Source organism: Pseudoalteromonas mucoides, from assembly GCF_049257175.1.
Taxonomy (GTDB): Bacteria; Pseudomonadota; Gammaproteobacteria; order Enterobacterales; family Alteromonadaceae; genus Pseudoalteromonas.
On the sequence record NZ_JBMMUC010000002.1, the window covers coordinates 161,970 to 179,524 of the forward strand.

The 17,555-nt window shown below is 39.8% G+C and carries 16 protein-coding genes; 4 read left to right on the forward strand and 12 right to left on the reverse strand.

Annotated elements, in window-relative coordinates; genetic code table 11:
• Positions 1–26: 26 nt before the first annotated feature.
• Positions 27–950, reverse strand: a complete 924-nt coding sequence (locus AAEU30_RS02420) for a LysR family transcriptional regulator (protein ID WP_421959151.1) — start codon at positions 948–950, stop codon at positions 27–29.
• A gap of 401 nt (positions 951–1,351) precedes the next feature.
• On the opposite strand from AAEU30_RS02420, the gene AAEU30_RS02425 reads away from it, so the two are divergent.
• The gene (locus AAEU30_RS02425) at positions 1,352–2,035 is read left to right on the forward strand and encodes a type 1 glutamine amidotransferase domain-containing protein (RefSeq protein WP_421959152.1); all 684 of its coding nucleotides are present in this window, start codon (positions 1,352–1,354) and stop codon (positions 2,033–2,035) included.
• Between the two features lie 95 nt (positions 2,036–2,130).
• Positions 2,131–2,718, forward strand: coding sequence for a rhomboid family intramembrane serine protease (locus AAEU30_RS02430; protein ID WP_421959153.1), 588 nt, complete (start codon positions 2,131–2,133; stop codon positions 2,716–2,718).
• 82 nt (positions 2,719–2,800) lie between these two features.
• Here AAEU30_RS02430 and AAEU30_RS02435 read toward each other — a convergent pair whose 3' ends face one another.
• Both AAEU30_RS02435 and AAEU30_RS02440 read right to left on the reverse strand, forming a co-directional pair.
• Positions 2,801–3,166: a hypothetical protein gene (locus AAEU30_RS02435; protein ID WP_421959314.1), complete on the reverse strand. Its 366-nt coding sequence runs from the start codon at positions 3,164–3,166 to the stop codon at positions 2,801–2,803.
• Between the two features lie 53 nt (positions 3,167–3,219).
• Positions 3,220–4,233: an endonuclease/exonuclease/phosphatase family protein gene (locus AAEU30_RS02440; RefSeq protein ID WP_421959315.1), complete on the reverse strand. Its 1,014-nt coding sequence runs from the start codon at positions 4,231–4,233 to the stop codon at positions 3,220–3,222.
• A gap of 182 nt (positions 4,234–4,415) precedes the next feature.
• On the opposite strand from AAEU30_RS02440, the gene yghU reads away from it, so the two are divergent.
• Positions 4,416–5,267 carry a glutathione-dependent disulfide-bond oxidoreductase gene (gene yghU, locus AAEU30_RS02445; protein ID WP_421959154.1) on the forward strand — a complete coding sequence of 284 codons (852 nt, stop codon included), beginning with the start codon at positions 4,416–4,418 and terminating at the stop codon, positions 5,265–5,267.
• A gap of 57 nt (positions 5,268–5,324) precedes the next feature.
• Here yghU and AAEU30_RS02450 read toward each other — a convergent pair whose 3' ends face one another.
• Positions 5,325–7,244: an alpha/beta hydrolase family protein gene (locus AAEU30_RS02450; protein ID WP_421959155.1), complete on the reverse strand. Its 1,920-nt coding sequence runs from the start codon at positions 7,242–7,244 to the stop codon at positions 5,325–5,327.
• A gap of 184 nt (positions 7,245–7,428) precedes the next feature.
• On the opposite strand from AAEU30_RS02450, the gene AAEU30_RS02455 reads away from it, so the two are divergent.
• Positions 7,429–8,808, forward strand: a complete 1,380-nt coding sequence (locus AAEU30_RS02455) for an FG-GAP repeat domain-containing protein (protein WP_421959156.1) — start codon at positions 7,429–7,431, stop codon at positions 8,806–8,808.
• 58 nt (positions 8,809–8,866) lie between these two features.
• On the opposite strand, the gene AAEU30_RS02460 is transcribed toward AAEU30_RS02455, so the two are convergent.
• The 8 genes from AAEU30_RS02460 to AAEU30_RS02495 all read right to left on the reverse strand — a co-directional run bounded on the left by AAEU30_RS02460 (position 8,867) and on the right by AAEU30_RS02495 (position 17,443).
• Positions 8,867–11,500, reverse strand: coding sequence for a TonB-dependent receptor (locus AAEU30_RS02460; protein WP_421959157.1), 2,634 nt, complete (start codon positions 11,498–11,500; stop codon positions 8,867–8,869).
• 141 nt (positions 11,501–11,641) lie between these two features.
• Positions 11,642–12,097 carry a hypothetical protein gene (locus tag AAEU30_RS02465; RefSeq protein ID WP_421959158.1) on the reverse strand — a complete coding sequence of 152 codons (456 nt, stop codon included), beginning with the start codon at positions 12,095–12,097 and terminating at the stop codon, positions 11,642–11,644.
• A gap of 9 nt (positions 12,098–12,106) precedes the next feature.
• Complete coding sequence (locus AAEU30_RS02470; RefSeq protein WP_421959159.1) at positions 12,107–12,385, reverse strand: EF-hand domain-containing protein; 279 nt, start codon at positions 12,383–12,385, stop codon at positions 12,107–12,109.
• Between the two features lie 112 nt (positions 12,386–12,497).
• The gene (locus tag AAEU30_RS02475) at positions 12,498–13,175 is read right to left on the reverse strand and encodes a response regulator (protein WP_421959160.1); all 678 of its coding nucleotides are present in this window, start codon (positions 13,173–13,175) and stop codon (positions 12,498–12,500) included.
• A 1-nt stretch (position 13,176) separates the two neighbouring features.
• The gene (locus AAEU30_RS02480; protein ID WP_421959161.1) at positions 13,177–14,625 is read right to left on the reverse strand and encodes an ATP-binding protein; all 1,449 of its coding nucleotides are present in this window, start codon (positions 14,623–14,625) and stop codon (positions 13,177–13,179) included.
• Between the two features lie 44 nt (positions 14,626–14,669).
• Positions 14,670–15,188, reverse strand: coding sequence for a hypothetical protein (locus AAEU30_RS02485; protein WP_421959162.1), 519 nt, complete (start codon positions 15,186–15,188; stop codon positions 14,670–14,672).
• Between the two features lie 12 nt (positions 15,189–15,200).
• Positions 15,201–16,742 carry a YHYH protein gene (locus AAEU30_RS02490; protein WP_421959163.1) on the reverse strand — a complete coding sequence of 514 codons (1,542 nt, stop codon included), beginning with the start codon at positions 16,740–16,742 and terminating at the stop codon, positions 15,201–15,203.
• 86 nt (positions 16,743–16,828) lie between these two features.
• On the reverse strand, positions 16,829–17,443 hold the full coding sequence (locus AAEU30_RS02495) for a flavin reductase family protein (protein ID WP_421959164.1): 615 nt from the start codon (positions 17,441–17,443) through the stop codon (positions 16,829–16,831).
• Positions 17,444–17,555 lie beyond the last annotated feature (112 nt).

Below are 17,555 nucleotides of genomic sequence, written 5' to 3' on the forward strand. Positions count from 1 at the left end.
CTTATTTTAAGCAACTGGCTGCTGTGTTAGTTACTTTTAAGCATACCCAAAGCGGTGTGCTTTTTTACAAAGTAATTTTTAAGGTAATCAATAAATAGACGCAACTTCTTCGACCCAGCACCGCCAGGCGGAAATACGCCATAGAGCTCGATGTCTTTACTTTTGTAATCATCCAATACAATTTCTAGCAAACCGGCTTGCACTTTAGGCCACGCATCATAAAGAGGAATGCGTCCGATACCGTGCCCTGCTTCAACAAACGCAGTACGTGCTGCGGCGTTATTAGTGCTTAACCCGCCTTGCATAATCAAACCGTATTTTTTGCCCTCTTTTTGCAATGTTAGTGTTTTACTCCCTAACTGATACACCACCCATTTATGCGCTTTAAGTTGCTCTGGCGTTTTAGGCTTACCAAAGTGAGCAAAGTAATCTGGCGAGCCACAAATACAAGTACTCATCACTGTTAGCTTAGTTGCTTGTAAATTGGAATCATTAAGAGCTACACCACGAATCGCAAAATCAAACCCATGTTTTATAATATCAACAACTTCATCACTTAACTGTAAGTCGATATCGATTTTCGGGTATTGGCGTTTAAAGTCGTTAATGGCCGGTACTATCAATTGCATACCAACATTTACAGGGCAGCTTATTTTTAATAACCCCTGAGGCTCATTTTTAATGTTTTCTATCTGTTGGTTTGCAGCATTTGCTTGCTCTGTAATAACCCTACAACGTTCATAGTAGGCAATACCCGCCTCTGTTAACGCCATGGTCCGTGTAGAGCGATTTAGTAAACTCACTTCAAGCTGGGTTTCTAATTTTTTTAAGTGATAGCTCGCCACAGCACGGGTTAAACCTAACTGTTTTGCAGCTGCTGTTAAGCTACCTTGCTCAACAATTTGTGCAAACACCACCATACTTTTTAATTGTTCAAATGAAACTTTCATGGTCACTCCAACTTTAAACTCATTTATACCCAAACTACCTCAAGATGCGAGTTTCAGTTGGAATTAAAAGCGATTTAGGCAAGGCATTGATTGCAAGTAATAGTGGTTCTATTGTTAAAATCAATAACGCAGTATAAATCGCTTTTAAACCAACCCTTTGGGCGTTCCACAGAGACTTACTCTCATCGTTGTTACTTCTTAAAAGGGACTGCCATTCTTGCAAAGTAACGCCTTGATATTAAGCCCCTGTGAAACGCTGAATTCTGCATCTTGAGGTGGTTTGGGTATACTGTATCAATTTTTAAATCAATAAAGTTAAATTTATCATCGTTGTTTAAACTCAGCTTGACGCATATAGTAATTAACAGATTAAAATTCATTTCATCAGAAGGAATATCGTCATGGCTAAAAAAATACTTATGGTTCTTACTTCACATGCTGATTTAGGCAACACAGGTGAAAAAACAGGTTTTTGGGTAGAAGAATTCGCAGCCCCTTATTATGCTTTCATCGATGCGGGTGCAGAAGTAACCTTAGCATCACCTGAAGGTGGTCAGCCACCTATTGATCCGACAAGTACACTAGCCGACTTTGAAACGGATGCCACTAAACGTTATGACAACGACAGTGCAGCAAAAACATTGATGGCTAATACCAAAATTTTAAGCGAAGTAAACGCCAGCGATTTTGATGCCGTATTTTACCCAGGCGGCCATGGCCCACTATGGGATTTAGTTGATAACGCTGACTCTATAAACTTAATTGAAAACTTTATTCAGCAACAAAAACCCGTTGCCGCGGTTTGTCATGCGAGCGCTGCATTTTTAAATATTAAAGACACAGAGGGAAATGCATTAGTTGCAGGTAAAAAAGTAACAGGCTTTAGTAATACAGAGGAAGCCGCAGTACAACTTACTGACATTGTGCCATTTCTAGTTGAAGACGAGCTAATCAAAAAAGGTGGCGATTACCAAAAAACCGATGACTGGGGCGTACTTGCACTAGAAGACGGGCTTGTGATCACCGGTCAAAATCCAGCAAGTTCTGAGCTTGCCGCTAAAAAGCTACTAACCAAATTAGGTTAACTTTTGATTTTAAAGCCTTGCCTACTGGGTAGGGCTTTTCATTTAAGCATCAAGATAGGTATACTCACCCAAACCCATTTTCAATTAAGCTAAGTATGCCAACCAAAAAAATCTCTTTGAGCGTCCCTCCTTTATCCAGTAAGCGCTTTACACTTATTGGCATCATTTTACTATGTACTGCATTACAAGTTTTTAATAGCTTACCGGGTGTTAATTTAAATGGCTTAGGTATATACCCGCGCAGCCTTAGTGGTTTAACTGGAATTTTTTTCGCACCGTTTTTACATGGCGGTTGGGCACACTTAATAAGTAATTTAATTCCCTTTGCTGTGCTTGGTTGGTTGGTTTGCCAATACAGTGTTAAGCGGTTTTGGTTGGTGTTTATTTTCACAGCCCTCGCTGGTGGGTTGTTAGTTTGGTTATTTGGCCGTAGCAATATTCATGTTGGACTTAGTGGCGTATTGTATGGTTTGTGGGGCTTTTTAATTTGCTACGGCTTCATGCATCGCTCATTTAAAGCCATAGCAATAAGCGTTGTAGTGGTATTTTTATATAGTGGTTTAATCTGGGGCGTATTACCTCAACGACCTCATGTATCTTTTGAGAGTCATTTTTTTGGGGCTATTGCCGGTATAGTGATTGGTTATTATCTAGCAAAAAAAGATAAGAACACTAGGCTCTAGCGAGTTGGCGAGTTGGCGAGTTGGCGAGTTGGCGAGTTGGCGAGTTGGCGAGTTGGCGAGTTGGCGAGTTGAAAATAAAGTATCAATTCGCATCGTCAACTTTAAGTTTTTCTATCTGTGCTTTTTCATTATCAGTTAACGCTTGATACCAGCGTGGGTAAGACCAACCATAACCCCATCTAAATGATGTTGGTAAATAAGGACTGCCACCTACTCTAACACCTGCGAGCATAAGTTGGGCTATTTGCGGTTCGCCGACGGCATGTACACATTCTCGTAGCTCTTTATCTGCTTCAAGTCTTTCATTATATGTACCGCCTTGCCAATAACTATAGTCATGATCAGTACAGCACCCTAGCCAAAGCTCATTCTGTTTAAATGTACCATCAGGAAAAGAACTACAGCCATCTGATGTAAAAGGCTTAATGTTTTCAGCATTTACTTTCATACACGCTAGGCATGTCACCACTAATAACAATACATGTATCGATTTACTCAATTTTAAGATCTCAAGGTTAATGTAATAAGTACCACTGCATGGTCCGTGCTTTGGTCATCTCGCTCAAACACGGGGTTAACCAAATGCCTATCGTAGGTATAATAATCACTTACTGAAAAGAAGCTATCGTCGTAACTTGCATCAAACTCACAAGATAACAATATATAATCAAGTACCGAGCTGCTTGCACCAAAATAATGTGTGGGAGTGCGTTTAAGCACAGTTGTAGCTTCTTGCTTTGCTTGTTCAGTACAGTCGGTTTGCGCCTTTACAAATAGCTGCCACGCATCATTTAAACAATATTTTTCAAGGTAGGTTTTGCTATCAAATGCAGGGGCAAAGCGCAGTGAGCTGGTGACTAAGTGAGTAAGCACGCCATCGGTTAGATTATTATTAAAATCCCCCATTAGCAGCATTGGGTTTTGAGTGGCCTCGCGGCGCTTGATCATTTCAAGCATTAATAAGGTGGCTTCACTCCCTCGCTGGACGGTTGATGCCCAACCACCTGCGATATCCGCCTTCAACTGTTCAATAATATTCTTTTCAGGTGTTGTAACTTTGCACTCTGCAGCTTCTATCATCGAACGTTTAGATTTAAAGTGTACGACATAACAATCACTTAAACCTATATGTGGCAGCTCAATTGTCGCTCTAAGCACTTGGCGGCTAAATGTAAATGAATCACTCAAGCCAAGGCCTTTCGCAAGTTCAGTATCATGTTCTACGGCCGCCACAGCAACAATTGGATATCGTGAGGCAATCGCAACTACTGGACGTTTATATATAAAATCATCTATCACCTCTGGCTCATCAACTACTGCGAAATATTCATAGCCAAGGCCACTTAGTAATAGTTTGAGGGACTCAATACTAAACACTTCTTGAAAGCCAATTACATCTGGTCGATTTTCAGTTAAATAATCCGTTATCCAACGCTGCTTTTTGGTCCACTGCTGCGCACTATAAATACGCTCAAATTCATAAAATGCATTAGGCGGCTCAAGGTAGTTAAACAGATTAAAGGTAGCAATTTTAAGTTGCGTGTTTTTTATCAAAATTTGCTCAGTTGAGTATTAAGGATTGGTTTTTCATGATCAAACATAACTTTACTTCCCTTGGTCTTAATGATCAACTAGGATGGAGTATTCGTAATAGCATCTATACCTTGATTTAAGTAACCAACGTTTGAGGAGTTTTGATGAGTAACAACGACGACTATACGCCCCCAGCAGTTTGGCAATGGGATGCAGAAAGTGGCGGTGAATGGGCTAAAATAAATAGGCCAATCGCAGGTGCAACCCACCAGCAAGACTTACCCATTGGTGAGCATCCGCTTCAGCTGTATTCTTTAGCGACTCCCAATGGCCAAAAAGTCACTATTATGCTCGAAGAGCTGTTAGAGCTTGGTATTAGTGAAGCTGAGTATGATGCATTTTTAATTAAAATTAGTGATGGTGATCAGTTCGGATCTGGCTTTGTCGGTGTTAATCCTAATTCTAAAATACCCGCCTTAATGGATCACTCCACTAATCCAGTTACACGTGTGTTTGAGTCGGGTGCGATTTTACAATACTTAGCTGAAAAATTTGATGTCTTGATCCCAAGCGATCACACCAGTAAAACTGCATGTCGTAATTGGTTGTTTTGGCAAATGGGTTCTGCCCCCTATTTAGGCGGTGGATTTGGCCACTTTTACGCTTATGCGCCGGTCAAAATGCAATACCCTATTGACCGTTTTACCATGGAGGTTAAGCGTCAACTAGATGTTCTTAATCGTCATTTAAGTGACCATGATTATATGGCAGGTAGTGAGTATTCAATTGCCGATATTGCTATTTGGCCGTGGTACGGCAATTTAGTGATAAACAACTCATATGAAGCTGCTGAATTTTTAGATGTTGAGTCTTATACCCATGTGGTTCGCTGGGCTAAACAAATTGAGCGACGCCCAGCGGTAAAACGCGGCAAAAGAGTTAATCGCGTCTGGGGCCCTGAAGAAGAGCAATTAGCAGAACGCCATAACACTAATGACTTTGGTGAACCAACCTAAACCTTTCTATTTGAAGGCTTAACTAAGGTTAAAAAGGCGATTTGAGTCGCCTTTTTCTTATTTTAAGTGCTTATCAAAAAAATCTAAAAATGCTTGCAGCGTTTTAACTCTGTGCGGTTGATACGATAGATAATGATCGCCGTATTCAAGCTCGATATACGTCACATCTTTATCTTCATCTTCTAATTCATCATGCATTTCTCTACTATGATAAACAGGCACAACATTATCATCAGTACCATGTATGAGCAGCACTGGGCGATTTATTTGTTTAGCATAATTAACCGGTGAACTTTTTTCTAATACATCACCGTCTGTACCGAACTGTTTTCTAACGATGTCCTTATTTGTAAAGTGCCGCGCTTTACTCACTACACGTACTAAATCACTAAGGCCAGCAAAGCTTGCTGCACATTTAAAAGTTTCAGGATGCTTAACAACAGCCATTAACGCTGCATAACCACCATAACTTGCACCACCAATACAAATTTTATCTTTATTCGCTATCCCTTGCTCTACAAGCCAAAGTGCACTATCTTGCAAATCATCCTGCATTGCTTGACCATACCCTTGAATTGATTTCATTAAAAATTCATAACCGTAACCGCTTGAACCGCGAAAGTTTGGTTGGAGTACAGCATAACCGTGATAGGCCAACAGCGCAGTCCAGTAATCAAAGCCAGCATAGTCACGAGCCATTGGCCCACCATGAGGAAATATAATTGTCGGTAATTTGTTACCCTTCTTATAAGTGACAGGCAAGGTTAAATATCCCTCAATTTGTAATCCATCACGCGCTTTAAAACGTATACGCTCTTTACCACGGTATACCATTTCATCTATGTCCGGGTAGTCAGTAGCAAATATAGACAAAGTATTCTTCTTTCGGTCACCGAGTAAGTACTGACCAGAAGTTGAATCTGAGCTCATAAATAATACGTACTTTTGTTGATCGTCACTCGTATTTAAAATATTTACATAATATTCATCAGCGGGTAGTACACTTCTTACTGCTGTATGTAATGAGATTAACTCGGGATCCCAATACTGGACTCCATCTGATAGGTGTGAATGAGTAAACCCTGCAACTTCACCCGTTTTAGGAGAATAAAAAATATTACCATCAACATCGTACTTATCATCACTATAAATTAGCTCGCGGTTTTTAGTAATAAGATCAATTTTAAAAATTGCATCACGGCCATTGTGAGCTGCTTTTATATATATATAATTGGGGTTTTTATCAAAACCTAAAATAGCCACACTTTTTCTACTAAACGCTCTATGACTAAATAAAGGCTCCCAATTACCTGACTCTAGATTCAAAAATTCATAGTCAAACTTATCTTCTTCCATTTTTTTTGCAATACGAACTTTTCCCTGTCGATCAGCTACCCAGTTAATAACATTACTTCGTGCACGTTGTACTTTCTTTTTTTTCTGACTATTTAAGTCAAGTTCATAAACAGCTGGCATATTTGGGATATCGTAATCGGCTTGAATTAGAATAGTGTCATTTTTCTGCGGCAGTAAACTGAGTAATTGGTCTTCAAATTGTGGCTGGCGCTCATCGTGATGAAAATTAGGTTTAGTCGCCACTTTAATTGATTCATTACTCTTTATATTGTAACTGAGCAGCCGCGTGGAAGCATATTTAAGCCCCCCACGTTGACGTTCAATATAACGAGCACCCAATAATAAAACATCATCATTAGCCCACTTATACCAGTCAAAGAAAATAGTCTGATTATTTGATTTTAAGATTGACTTGAAACTAGATTTTTCAATGTTATAGATCATCAGCACAAGATCCCCGTTGGCATTTCTGACGAAAGCAAGATTTTCACCATTAGGAGAAAGCTGTAACCGACTAAAGGATTTTAATGAAGCAAAAGATTCGATAGGTAAAGATGCATTCTTCGCAGAAAAAGAGCTAAAGCTCATTAATAGTAAAAGGGATAAAGTTAAATACTTCATTTAAATTCCATTTAAGTTTTTATTTTAATCAGAAATCTTAGCACACCTTTTATCGTCACTTAAAAGAGTTTACTACTTACTTCAAAATTACACTTGCTTACAAAACTAAGATTGTAAAACCCACTTAATTGTTAATAATATATTTACAAAATTTATCGATGATTAAATTTAAATGGAACTTACAATGCTCAAGCCTTTATTAGCCACAACAGTATTACTTCTAGCGCCGCTCACTTTTGCCAGCCAGCAATTGACTATAAAAACCACAAAAGGATTAATTACAACAGAATCACCAATTGTGTTTGCTTATAACGACGAGCTGCAACAGCTTGCGAAGGTTGATTTAGCAAATAACCAAAACCAGATGCTTACTTTACCTAAAAATTTAATTGGCTTTGACACTGCCACGCTGGCAAATACTTTAAACCCTCAAGCGCTTGTTTTAACCACTGATGGTGTCTATCTGAGCGAGCAGAGTAAAAGCACGCCGCTATTTAAATTTGAATCTGTATTAAATCAATTAGAAGTCAGCAAATTTACTAAAGTTAACTTTGTCATTGACGCGAACAATGATGGCCTAAGTGACATTTTATTACCTGATATTGAAACCAATACACTCTACGTTCAAGATCAACAAGGGCAGTTCCACCCTCACGTATTTGCCAAACAAGCACAATTTAAGGGCGACTTTAGATCCAAACGCTTTAAATTAGATATTGATATAAGTATTACTCCACAAGTAATTGATGTAAACCAAGATGGCCGCACTGACTTGGTGTTTAGCAATGATAAACAAGCCCAAGTATTGCTAACAAAAGATACAACTTTTGCCGATAAGGTGACTAACATTACCTTTCCTGTAAAATTTGGAAAAATAGAAAACGACAATTTCCACTATATAGATTTAATACGTGATATTAATAATGATGGTTTTGTCGATCTTATCACCAAAATTATGCCTGACGCTGATGGGATGGATGCCATGAGTGCGACAGTGCACCGCAACCTTTATATGGGCCTTGCAGGCGGTGGGTTTTCAACACAAGCGGTCGCTCTGCCACAAACAAGTATGATAGGTAACTTAAAGTTTGATGAGGACTTTAATAACGATGGCTTAATGGAATTACAACGATTTAATATCGACTTTGGCTTTGGCACCATAGCGTCCATGGCCATGGGGGGCGGTGATACTGATGTTGATGTTGAGTTCTCTGTTCATAAGCAGCTTGCAGATGGTACATTTAGCGAAGAACCTAATGCAGACTTTGAGGTGGAAACCCCACTTTCTATGTCTAACGATTCATCATTAAAACCCTTATTTTTAGCTGATATCAACGGTGATAGCAAACTCGACGCCATTTATAAAAGTGGCAGTAAAACACTGTCTGTATACTATGGTAATGATAATTTACTCAGCTCAAAGCGCAAAAAAATCAAACATAAACTCCCTGATAACAACAGCGATATACTTTTAGTCGATATTAACAATGACGACAAGAAAGACTTTGTATTTAAATTCACCGAAGAAGACGGCACTAGCAGCATTAAAACCGTTATTAATTAACTTAAGTTTTGGTTAACTAAAAATAGCCAGATACATAAATGTGTATCTGGCTTAACAACTAAAAGTTAATATTGAGCTTTAAATAACCTCGTCTACCGAGTAAGTCGTAGGTCATTACATCCGTATTGGCATCATTCCATGATGTTAAAAACGGCGCTTTTTTATCAAAAACATTATCAATTCCGATCGATAATGAAGTGTTTTGACTAATAAAGTAACGCCCTTGAATGTCGTTATAAATAATGCTCGGTACTGCACTGCCAATTGGACCACCACCATTAACATCGTCTGCGGTACCAATATAACGCATCGCATAATGTGCCGACCACGTATCAGCTTTGACACTCACGCCTAAGTTAGCGCGCCATTTGGTATAACTGCCCTGATCTTCGGTGATATACCCTAATAGACTTTGCGTATCTTGACCTGCAAACGGGGTTGTTTCGTGCTTTAACAAGCGTGAGGCATCTAATTCAAACTGACTAGTTAAACCAAACAATTCTGTATTGTAGCGCGTGTTGAAATCTATCCCGCTGACCTTTTCAAATGCTGCATTTACCGGGCGTTGACTTAAGGAGTTAACTTGACCTGTCACAGGGTGGCGGGTAAATGTATCGCAGTAAGCGCTATAAACATCAGGATCGGTATAACATAATTTGAGCGCATCTGAGCCATTGACTGAGGTAATGGCATCTTCAACTTCGATATCAAAGTAATCGACCGTAGTCGATAAGCCTTCAATAGCACTCGACTGCCAAACCATACCTAGGGTAAGTGTGTCTGCTGATTCTGGATTTACCTGTGGATTTCCACCAACTGAGGTACGCACCGTTGTACCATCTTGCACAAAATTAGCAGGTAAACCAGCTGCTAAGCAGTTTGCTGCAATATCACCCACCGCGTTCTCACAGGGATCAATAGTGCGCAGGTTTTCAGCATTTGTACCACCAAAAAGCTCAGTGATCATTGGTGTCCTAAACGCCGTAGATTTAACCCCTCGTAGCATTAAACTATCGACAACTTGCCATGTTAGACCTAATTTATAAGTCAACTTACTACCAAACGTACTGTAATCTGAATACCGCGTTGCAACTTGCGCCTCAACGCTCTCAAGTACTGGGATAGCAAGCTCTATAAAACCCTCTATTACTGAGTAACTGCCATCAATGGCATCTTCACCGCCATTGGCAAGTACTGTTGAATCTGGGTTACGCCAGCCGCTTTCATCACGTTTTTCAAGCCCTGAAGCAAAAGCAAGTGCTCCTGCTGGCAGCTCAATTAAATCGCCCGATAAGTTAAAGGTTAGTGAACGTAGTTCATTGCCTCCATTGCCCTCTCGGCGATATTTTACATAATCAATCACCTCTGGGCTTAATTCATCAACACCAAACCAATCCCCACAGGGAATAACAGCGCCACTTTCATAGCTGCAAATACTGTCATCGAGCGTATTGGCCACTTTGCTAATATCTTGATCAAACGTCCAACCATCGGTGCCTGTATTACGGCCATAGTTATAGGCAAGCTGCCAAGTCCAATCATTATTTAATACCCCATCAAGGCCAACAACAATACGTGTGGTATTGGTTTCTTGGAAAAAATACGGGGCGCCAAGCTCAACATTACGCCGCCTTGTTATTTCTAAATCTTGCCCTGTCGGATTATAAGCGAAGTCTTTTGACACCATAATGCCACTGACACTACGCGGTGTTACAATCTGCTCAGATTGACGATTACTGTACTGTGCTTCGGTAAATAAATTTATGTTGTCGCTCAGCTCAAAGGTAAAATTGGTCGATACATTTATCCGTTCACTTGGGTTAACCGCATTTAAATAACTGATATAATTAAACCCATGTTTAGCAGAGTCATAAGCTTCATAGCTATTACCATCACCATTTGGGTCTTGATTAAACTGCACGCTACTACCATCTGCTAATAAAGCGCGCCCACCAGCGGTTGTTGCACTGCCAAAACAATCTAACTGGCTACTGCCATCGTCATTAATCGTTTCACTTTTAGCGCAATCGATTCGGTCTGACTGCCTAACTGCTTCGGTATTTATATAGCTTGCACTAAAAACAAAATGGCCTCGTTCAAACTCACCGCCTATATTAAAACTCAGCTCTTGGCTTTGCCCTTCACCATCATCGGCAGCGCCTATTTTAGCGATAAACTCTGCGCCATCTAGTTGTGTTTTAGTGATGATATTAACCACCCCAGCAACTGCATCAGCGCCATAAATAGCAGATGCACCATCTTTAAGCACTTCAACTCGCTCTATAATCGATGTGGGGATCACATTTAAATCGACAGAACTATTAGCCCCTGTTCCTCCGTTTACTACACGTCGGCCATTAAGTAGTACAAGAGTACGTTTAATGCCCATTCCCCTTAAGTTTACTTGAGCTGTACCGTAACCCCCACTGGTCCAATAGGCGTTAGTGGCATTACCTGCAACCCCCGCAGAAAAAGACATACGCTGTAGTAAGTCTTCCACATTTACTATGCCTGTTTGAGCAATTTGCGCTGCATCAATAACCGTTACCGGGCTGGCACTTTCAAAATCAGTACGTTTAATATGAGAGCCCGTCACATGAATGCGCTCAATATTTTCATTTTGGTTATTAGCAAAGGCTTGGCTTTGGATTAAAGCTAAAGAGATGGCAGAAAGTGCCAAGAGGTTGTTCATAATACGGCCATTAAGTTTTTTTATTTTAAAAATAGGCGCTTATGATAAATGTTTTAGGAACATTGAAAATGTGACAAATTGTCGCAGGATAAAAAATTAATCAGCTACGGACTCCCCCTAACTGATTAATTTGATAGTTTATTAAGCTTTTACAGAAAGCAAAGAATCGCTTTGGGCTAAGCCAAATTGCTGTTGTACAGACGATAAAATAGATTCTTTATCATCATCAGATAACTGCTCTGAATAATCAGCGAGTAACTCATCTAAATAGCTAACAACATCTTCGGTATTAACTTGCTCTACACCGCCTTGTGGTGGTGGACCTGGTGGGCGGCCACCTTCTGGACGCCCCATTTCACCCACTTGCGCTGCATCAAAGCCAGCTTCGGCCATTAGCTCTTGCATTTCTTGGCCAGGCTGAATGCCTGCATCTTGAAATGCGGCTACGATAGATTGTGCATCTTCGGCGGTTAAATTCTCAGGATCAAATTGCGATAACGTTTCGCTCATTAACTCTGTCTGTTCACTTGTTAAAGGCTGTGCTTTTGGACGCTGCATTTGCTCAAAGTTAGCACCAGATGAAATACTATTTATCATGGTTATTCCTTATCTTTGACGACGTGGTGGTTTATGATCTTTAAACTCTTGCTCTGAAATTTCACCATCTTTATCAGCGTCTATTTCATCAAAAATAATTTGGATATCATCTACGCCTGGTGGTAATTCTTGCTCACTAAATTCAGCAAAACTAATAGCACCACTTGAATCAATATCAATACTTGAAAAATCTGGACGGGCCGGTTTTTCACGACCTTTGGCATCGACATGAGCCGCAAAGCCGACACATAACGCAGTTAATAGGGCAATAGCTGTTAACGATTTCATAATTCAACCTCTTGTGAGATAGCAGTAAGTAACTACCTAAAGAATAAAATTAAAATGCGCAAACAATGTGCAAAAAATGTGGAATTTAAAGTAATACTTCGCTTTATTTGTGTTAAGGCTTTACAAACCGATAGCCCACGCCATAAACCGATTGAATAACACTGTCTTGCTCACATACCTCATCTAATTTCTTACGCAGCTTTTTAATATGACTATCTATAGTACGGAAACTCACAATCCGCTGATCTTCGTACATATTATTCATTAAACTTTCACGGTTAAAAATACGGTTTGGCTTTTCAAATAGTGGCTTGAAAAGCTGAAACTCAACACTGGTTAACTCAACTGAACGCCCTTTGAATTGAACGCTAAACGTACTCTCATCTAAATGCATATCTGTACTTAGTTCGGGTTTAGCAAGCTCACTTCGCCTAATAAGAGACTTTACCCGGGCAACAACTTCAGCATAACTAAATGGTTTGCAAACATAATCATCAGCCCCAAGTTCAAGGCCTAGTAGCCTATCAATTTCCTCTACCTTTGCTGATACCATCATTATTGGTACCGTTGAAAATTGCCTTATTGCTTTGCACAGCTCTATACCACTGACACCTGGAAGCATAACATCAAGTAAAATAACACTCGGATGATTTTCTTTCAGCCAAGGTAAAACGTCATCTCCATGATGGATTTGATGAGTTTCAAAGTGTTGGCTTAACAAAAAGTCACTCATTAAATTGGCCAATTTTACTTCATCTTCAACAATGAGTATTTTAGCGGGTGCTGTCATTTTAATGCTCCATAGGTATTTTGATTATGATAGCCAAACCGCCCAATTCAGATTTCTGAGCAGTAATTTTTCCTTTATGGGCCTGCACAATATGCTGACAAAGCGATAGACCAAGTCCTGAGCCACCTTGCTGCCGATTACGAGCGTCATCCACTCGGTACAAATATTCAAACAAATGGGGTAAGTGCTGTTTTCCAACACCTACGCCATTATCTTCGATGACAATATGTAAATAGCGCTGTTGCTCTTCAACGAAGGTATTGACTAGCACCTGTAAGGTTGAACACTGTGCATAATGAATTGCATTCATTAATATATTGCCAAATAACTGCATTAGTCGAGTTTTGTCAGCATTTAAATTTATATCAACCGATAATTGAGCAACATTAAATTGAATATTATGTTGCTCAAAAATTGGCATGTACTTTTGACTTACAGCAGTTAATAGCTCACCAAGCATCAGTGGCTGCATGGTAAAGTGCATGCCACCTAATTCAGCACTATTTAGCATATGCAAGTCATCGATCAGTCGTTTTAAATGGTTTGCTTCATCATGGGCTGAGCGAATATTATCGATTGTAAGAGGTCTTACGCCTAATTGCATCGCCTCAAGCTCTCCCATTAAAATGGCAATAGGCGTTCGTAATTCATGGGATGTATTTGCAAGCCAGCGCTTTCTAACTTGCTCATTATGAGATAACGATAATGCTAATGTATTAAAGTCTTCGCTTAATTGGCCTAACTCATCTTGACGCTCAAGCTTGAGTTTATATTCAAAATCGCCCTGACTAAGCTGTTGCATTCCTTTAGCTATTTGCTTTACTGGGCCTACTAAGTTACGTGCTAAGAAAAACGAAATAAGCAGTGTAAATAGTACTGCCGCTATCCCAATCAACCATAAGTAGCTGGTTTGCTGCTCTAAAAAGTCAAGTTCATAGCCATCAATTAAACCTTTGCGTTTTGATACCGCTAGATACCCAATTACGAGATTATTTAATTCGATTGGTATATTTGTATATCTAAGATCACCTTTGTAGCGACCTGCTACTAAATTTTTATTACTATCAAGCAATGCGTAATCGGCTTCATGGCCTGGGGGTAGCCTATGCTCTGGCGGTTCACGTTCATGCATCCGATCTCGAATAGGATCAGAAGGCTTTGGCATTCTGTCTCGCATAGGCCTGCTAGGTACAAATTGACTATCTCGTAGTTGCTTTTGTACTAGCCTAAAAAACTGCCGATTATCTCCTCGCATACTTTGCCACGAGTGCTCAGTTTCATATTTCTGAGCGAAACTAATTGTCAAAGGCTTTAACGCTTTTACTTCTTTGGCATTGACATAATCGATCATACCTTGCCCAATACTCCACTGCATTAACAGTACTAACGCAGTAATCAAGCCAAAGCTAAAACTAAATAAAATCAAAAATAATTTGTTGTGTATTTTCATGTGTCACTTATTTTAAAAAGGTGTCCATACCTTTTATTTATTGATTAGCCATCAATTGGAAAGCTTTCAAAGCGGTATGTTATTAATGTATCGACTTGGTCGTTAATATACAAAGTAGCCACAATTTTTTTATTACTCGCAGTCCAATACATGTGCCCATGATTATTGAGTGTTACAGAAATAGTATTCAATCCTGCACTAAATAAATTAGCAGGTAAGTGAACATATTTACCATAAACCCGCTGGATTTTAACTCCATTTATATATAGATGGGCATGCCCTTTGAGCTGATTTGTCGACTCATCTAGATCGGCAGACATTAATTGCATCATATCAAGCTGCGCTGGTGGCGGTGTAAATATATACCCCTTAGTATTAACAGTTAAGTTATAGCCAGACATTACGTCTGGCTCAAGTGTTAAACTAAGTGACGGTACTGGTGAGTTTTCAGGCACCGCAATTGGCATATGAGAATGATCCATTTGCATATTTTGCATTTGTGCCATCGCGATATTGAGCTTTAATAGTAACACTAAACCCATACTTATCATTGTCACTTTCATTTGACATCCCTCCTAGCGCGGTGGTGGGCCCATAGCATCACCGGTACTACAACTACCGATTGAGTTCTCTGGTAATGTACCTTTAAAGCGAGGTCCAATCTGATAAGGAAATGAAGGCTGTAACTTATCATCAGAGTCTTTTACTAACGTAATATGATAGTGATAGCCTTTACCGTCATTCGTATCGTGCCCGTTATGCTCATCTAATTGTGCACCCGTCACTTCTTTTTGCGCGTAATAATAATCCTCAAAGTAGTAACCATCATCAGCAGCGAGTGTATTACCTGACAACGTAGAGACTGACTCACCGATAGCGGGGCCACTTTGTGCTGACTCTACACCTTTGCTGATATCATATGGGTCAACTAAGATACAACTACGCTGGCCTTCGGTCTCACAACCTCCTTCACTGGTAGATGCGCCATAATTACGCATTTCCCAACCGCTTAAAGCAAGTTGATCTTCACTTTCGTAAGGTCCATAAAGCGGGTAACCATCTGCCGAAAAACCATAAATAGGTGAATGTGCTGAGCCATCGTCATCAAGCATATCTGCTAAACAGCTTGTGTAAAAGTGATGGTGATATTCGCCATTAGCAGCATGTCCGCCACATACATCTACATCGTATTGCTCAGCAATTGGTGCTAAGTTATACCACACACCTTGGCCATAACTCATACCGTCACCCCAATTAAATATGCTGGTGCCGTTAACCATTAAACCAATAGTCCCTAATCCGGTTTCGCATTCAGTATCATTTTCAGCAGGTTCAAGCGTAAAATAAGCATCCACTGTTTGCTCTGTTGGACAGCCAGGGCCTGGCGGCCAATAGCCGCTGCCGCCGGTATCATTACAGTTCTCAGAGCTACTGTTGTAGCCAATGTCTTCGCCAAATAATACCGTTTGCCCAGCCTCTGCAGTGGTAACTCCATTTGCAAAGTCAGTAGCCGCGCGAGGACGGTTATTTAACCAATCAATTTGTTCCTGAGTCAATGTTACGTCATAGCGAGGTACACCTGTTGTATTAACATGCATGTATTCAACATCTGATAAATTAACTATTTCAGCACTTTGCACATTCTCAGTTACACCAGTGCTGCCATTATTGATGTAAGTCGAGGCCGTTTCATTATTAAGAATCCAACTCGTGATATGTGTATCATCAGTATTTTGAGTAACCGATACTGTGACTTCAACATTATCGCTTACGGCATCATTCACACCATCATCAATTGTTAAGGTAAATACCAAGGTTTCTGTTTGTGATAATGTTGGAATACTGATTTGTGTCGCAATGTCACTTGGATCACTAAAACTAACGGCTGTACCTGCTTGCTGCGTCCATAAAATAGTAACGTAGGCATCATCATCGTCATAACTGCCTTGCAAGTAAACAGGATCATTATTGCTTACCTGTTGATCCTCACCTGCATTAACTACTGGCACAGTATTTATAATTTCATTATCAGTTTCTGAGCTACTATTACACGCAGCTAAGCTTGCGCATAACACACTCAACGCAAACATTTTCGAGATAGGTTTTATTAAAGACATTGCACGCCCCTGTTTTGATATTATCAACAAAGGTATACAAAAAAAGTGTAAACATTGTGCAAAAAATGAGAATTTTCAAAGTTATGTTATTTTACAACTGGCCGTTTTAAACTAAAAACGTTGGCGGTTTTGGTAAAGTCATCACCACCCATCTTACCCACTGTGGCCAGTAATTGGCCGTCAATATGCTCATCAATAAGCACACTATCATCAATAAATATCCCTCTAACATCCAATAACATTATTTGCCCACCACCAGGCTTTTCGCTGAGTGTTATAACCTCGCGCAAGGTACATTCATAGCGCACTTTAGACCCCTTAACAGCCAGAGGTGTGACAAACTCACTCGTGACGGAATCAATACCTACAGCTGCAAATTCACTAACCAATGAAGAATAATTTGCGCAGCTTTGATTCATCTGCTCAACTTGCTGTTCACTCACGATATTAACTACGCACTCCTTATTAGCGAGTAAGTTAGTTAACGTATCTTTGTTCTGTTTATCTCGTGGGTTTACCTGAGTAACACTTAATACAGGCGGGTTAACACTTGCCACAGTAAAAAATGAATAAGGCGCTATATTATCCACGCCATCAACACTAACAGTACTTATCCACGCAATTGGACGAGGAGTAATGCCGCCTACTAGTAGGTTATAAATACTTGGTTTTTCGTGGTGCTGGGTTAAATCTAAAAACACGTATCGCTCGCTTTAATGATGAAGAAATAAAAAGTCACACGTATTAAACGTGTTCAGTGTTTGTCACGTATTGAAACACAATGGATTAGTAAAACCCTAATGACAAGTTTAT

What these genes read in the sequence shown, in the direction of transcription:
- AAEU30_RS02450 (WP_421959155.1), bottom strand. Translation starts at nt 7,244, where the DNA reads ATGAAGTATTTAACTTTATCCCTTTTACTATTAATGAGCTTTAGCTCT.
- AAEU30_RS02480 (WP_421959161.1), bottom strand. Translation starts at nt 14,625, where the DNA reads ATGAAAATACACAACAAATTATTTTTGATTTTATTTAGTTTTAGCTTT.
- AAEU30_RS02490 (WP_421959163.1), bottom strand. Translation starts at nt 16,742, where the DNA reads ATGTCTTTAATAAAACCTATCTCGAAAATGTTTGCGTTGAGTGTGTTA.
- AAEU30_RS02435 (WP_421959314.1), bottom strand. Translation starts at nt 3,166, where the DNA reads ATGAAAGTAAATGCTGAAAACATTAAGCCTTTTACATCAGATGGCTGT.
- AAEU30_RS02420 (WP_421959151.1), bottom strand. Translation starts at nt 950, where the DNA reads ATGAAAGTTTCATTTGAACAATTAAAAAGTATGGTGGTGTTTGCACAA.
- AAEU30_RS02465 (WP_421959158.1), bottom strand. Translation starts at nt 12,097, where the DNA reads ATGATAAATAGTATTTCATCTGGTGCTAACTTTGAGCAAATGCAGCGT.
- AAEU30_RS02425 (WP_421959152.1), top strand. Translation starts at nt 1,352, where the DNA reads ATGGCTAAAAAAATACTTATGGTTCTTACTTCACATGCTGATTTAGGC.
- AAEU30_RS02460 (WP_421959157.1), bottom strand. Translation starts at nt 11,500, where the DNA reads ATGAACAACCTCTTGGCACTTTCTGCCATCTCTTTAGCTTTAATCCAA.
- AAEU30_RS02430 (WP_421959153.1), top strand. Translation starts at nt 2,131, where the DNA reads ATGCCAACCAAAAAAATCTCTTTGAGCGTCCCTCCTTTATCCAGTAAG.
- AAEU30_RS02475 (WP_421959160.1), bottom strand. Translation starts at nt 13,175, where the DNA reads ATGACAGCACCCGCTAAAATACTCATTGTTGAAGATGAAGTAAAATTG.
- yghU (WP_421959154.1), top strand. Translation starts at nt 4,416, where the DNA reads ATGAGTAACAACGACGACTATACGCCCCCAGCAGTTTGGCAATGGGAT.
- AAEU30_RS02485 (WP_421959162.1), bottom strand. Translation starts at nt 15,188, where the DNA reads ATGAAAGTGACAATGATAAGTATGGGTTTAGTGTTACTATTAAAGCTC.
- AAEU30_RS02470 (WP_421959159.1), bottom strand. Translation starts at nt 12,385, where the DNA reads ATGAAATCGTTAACAGCTATTGCCCTATTAACTGCGTTATGTGTCGGC.
- AAEU30_RS02455 (WP_421959156.1), top strand. Translation starts at nt 7,429, where the DNA reads ATGCTCAAGCCTTTATTAGCCACAACAGTATTACTTCTAGCGCCGCTC.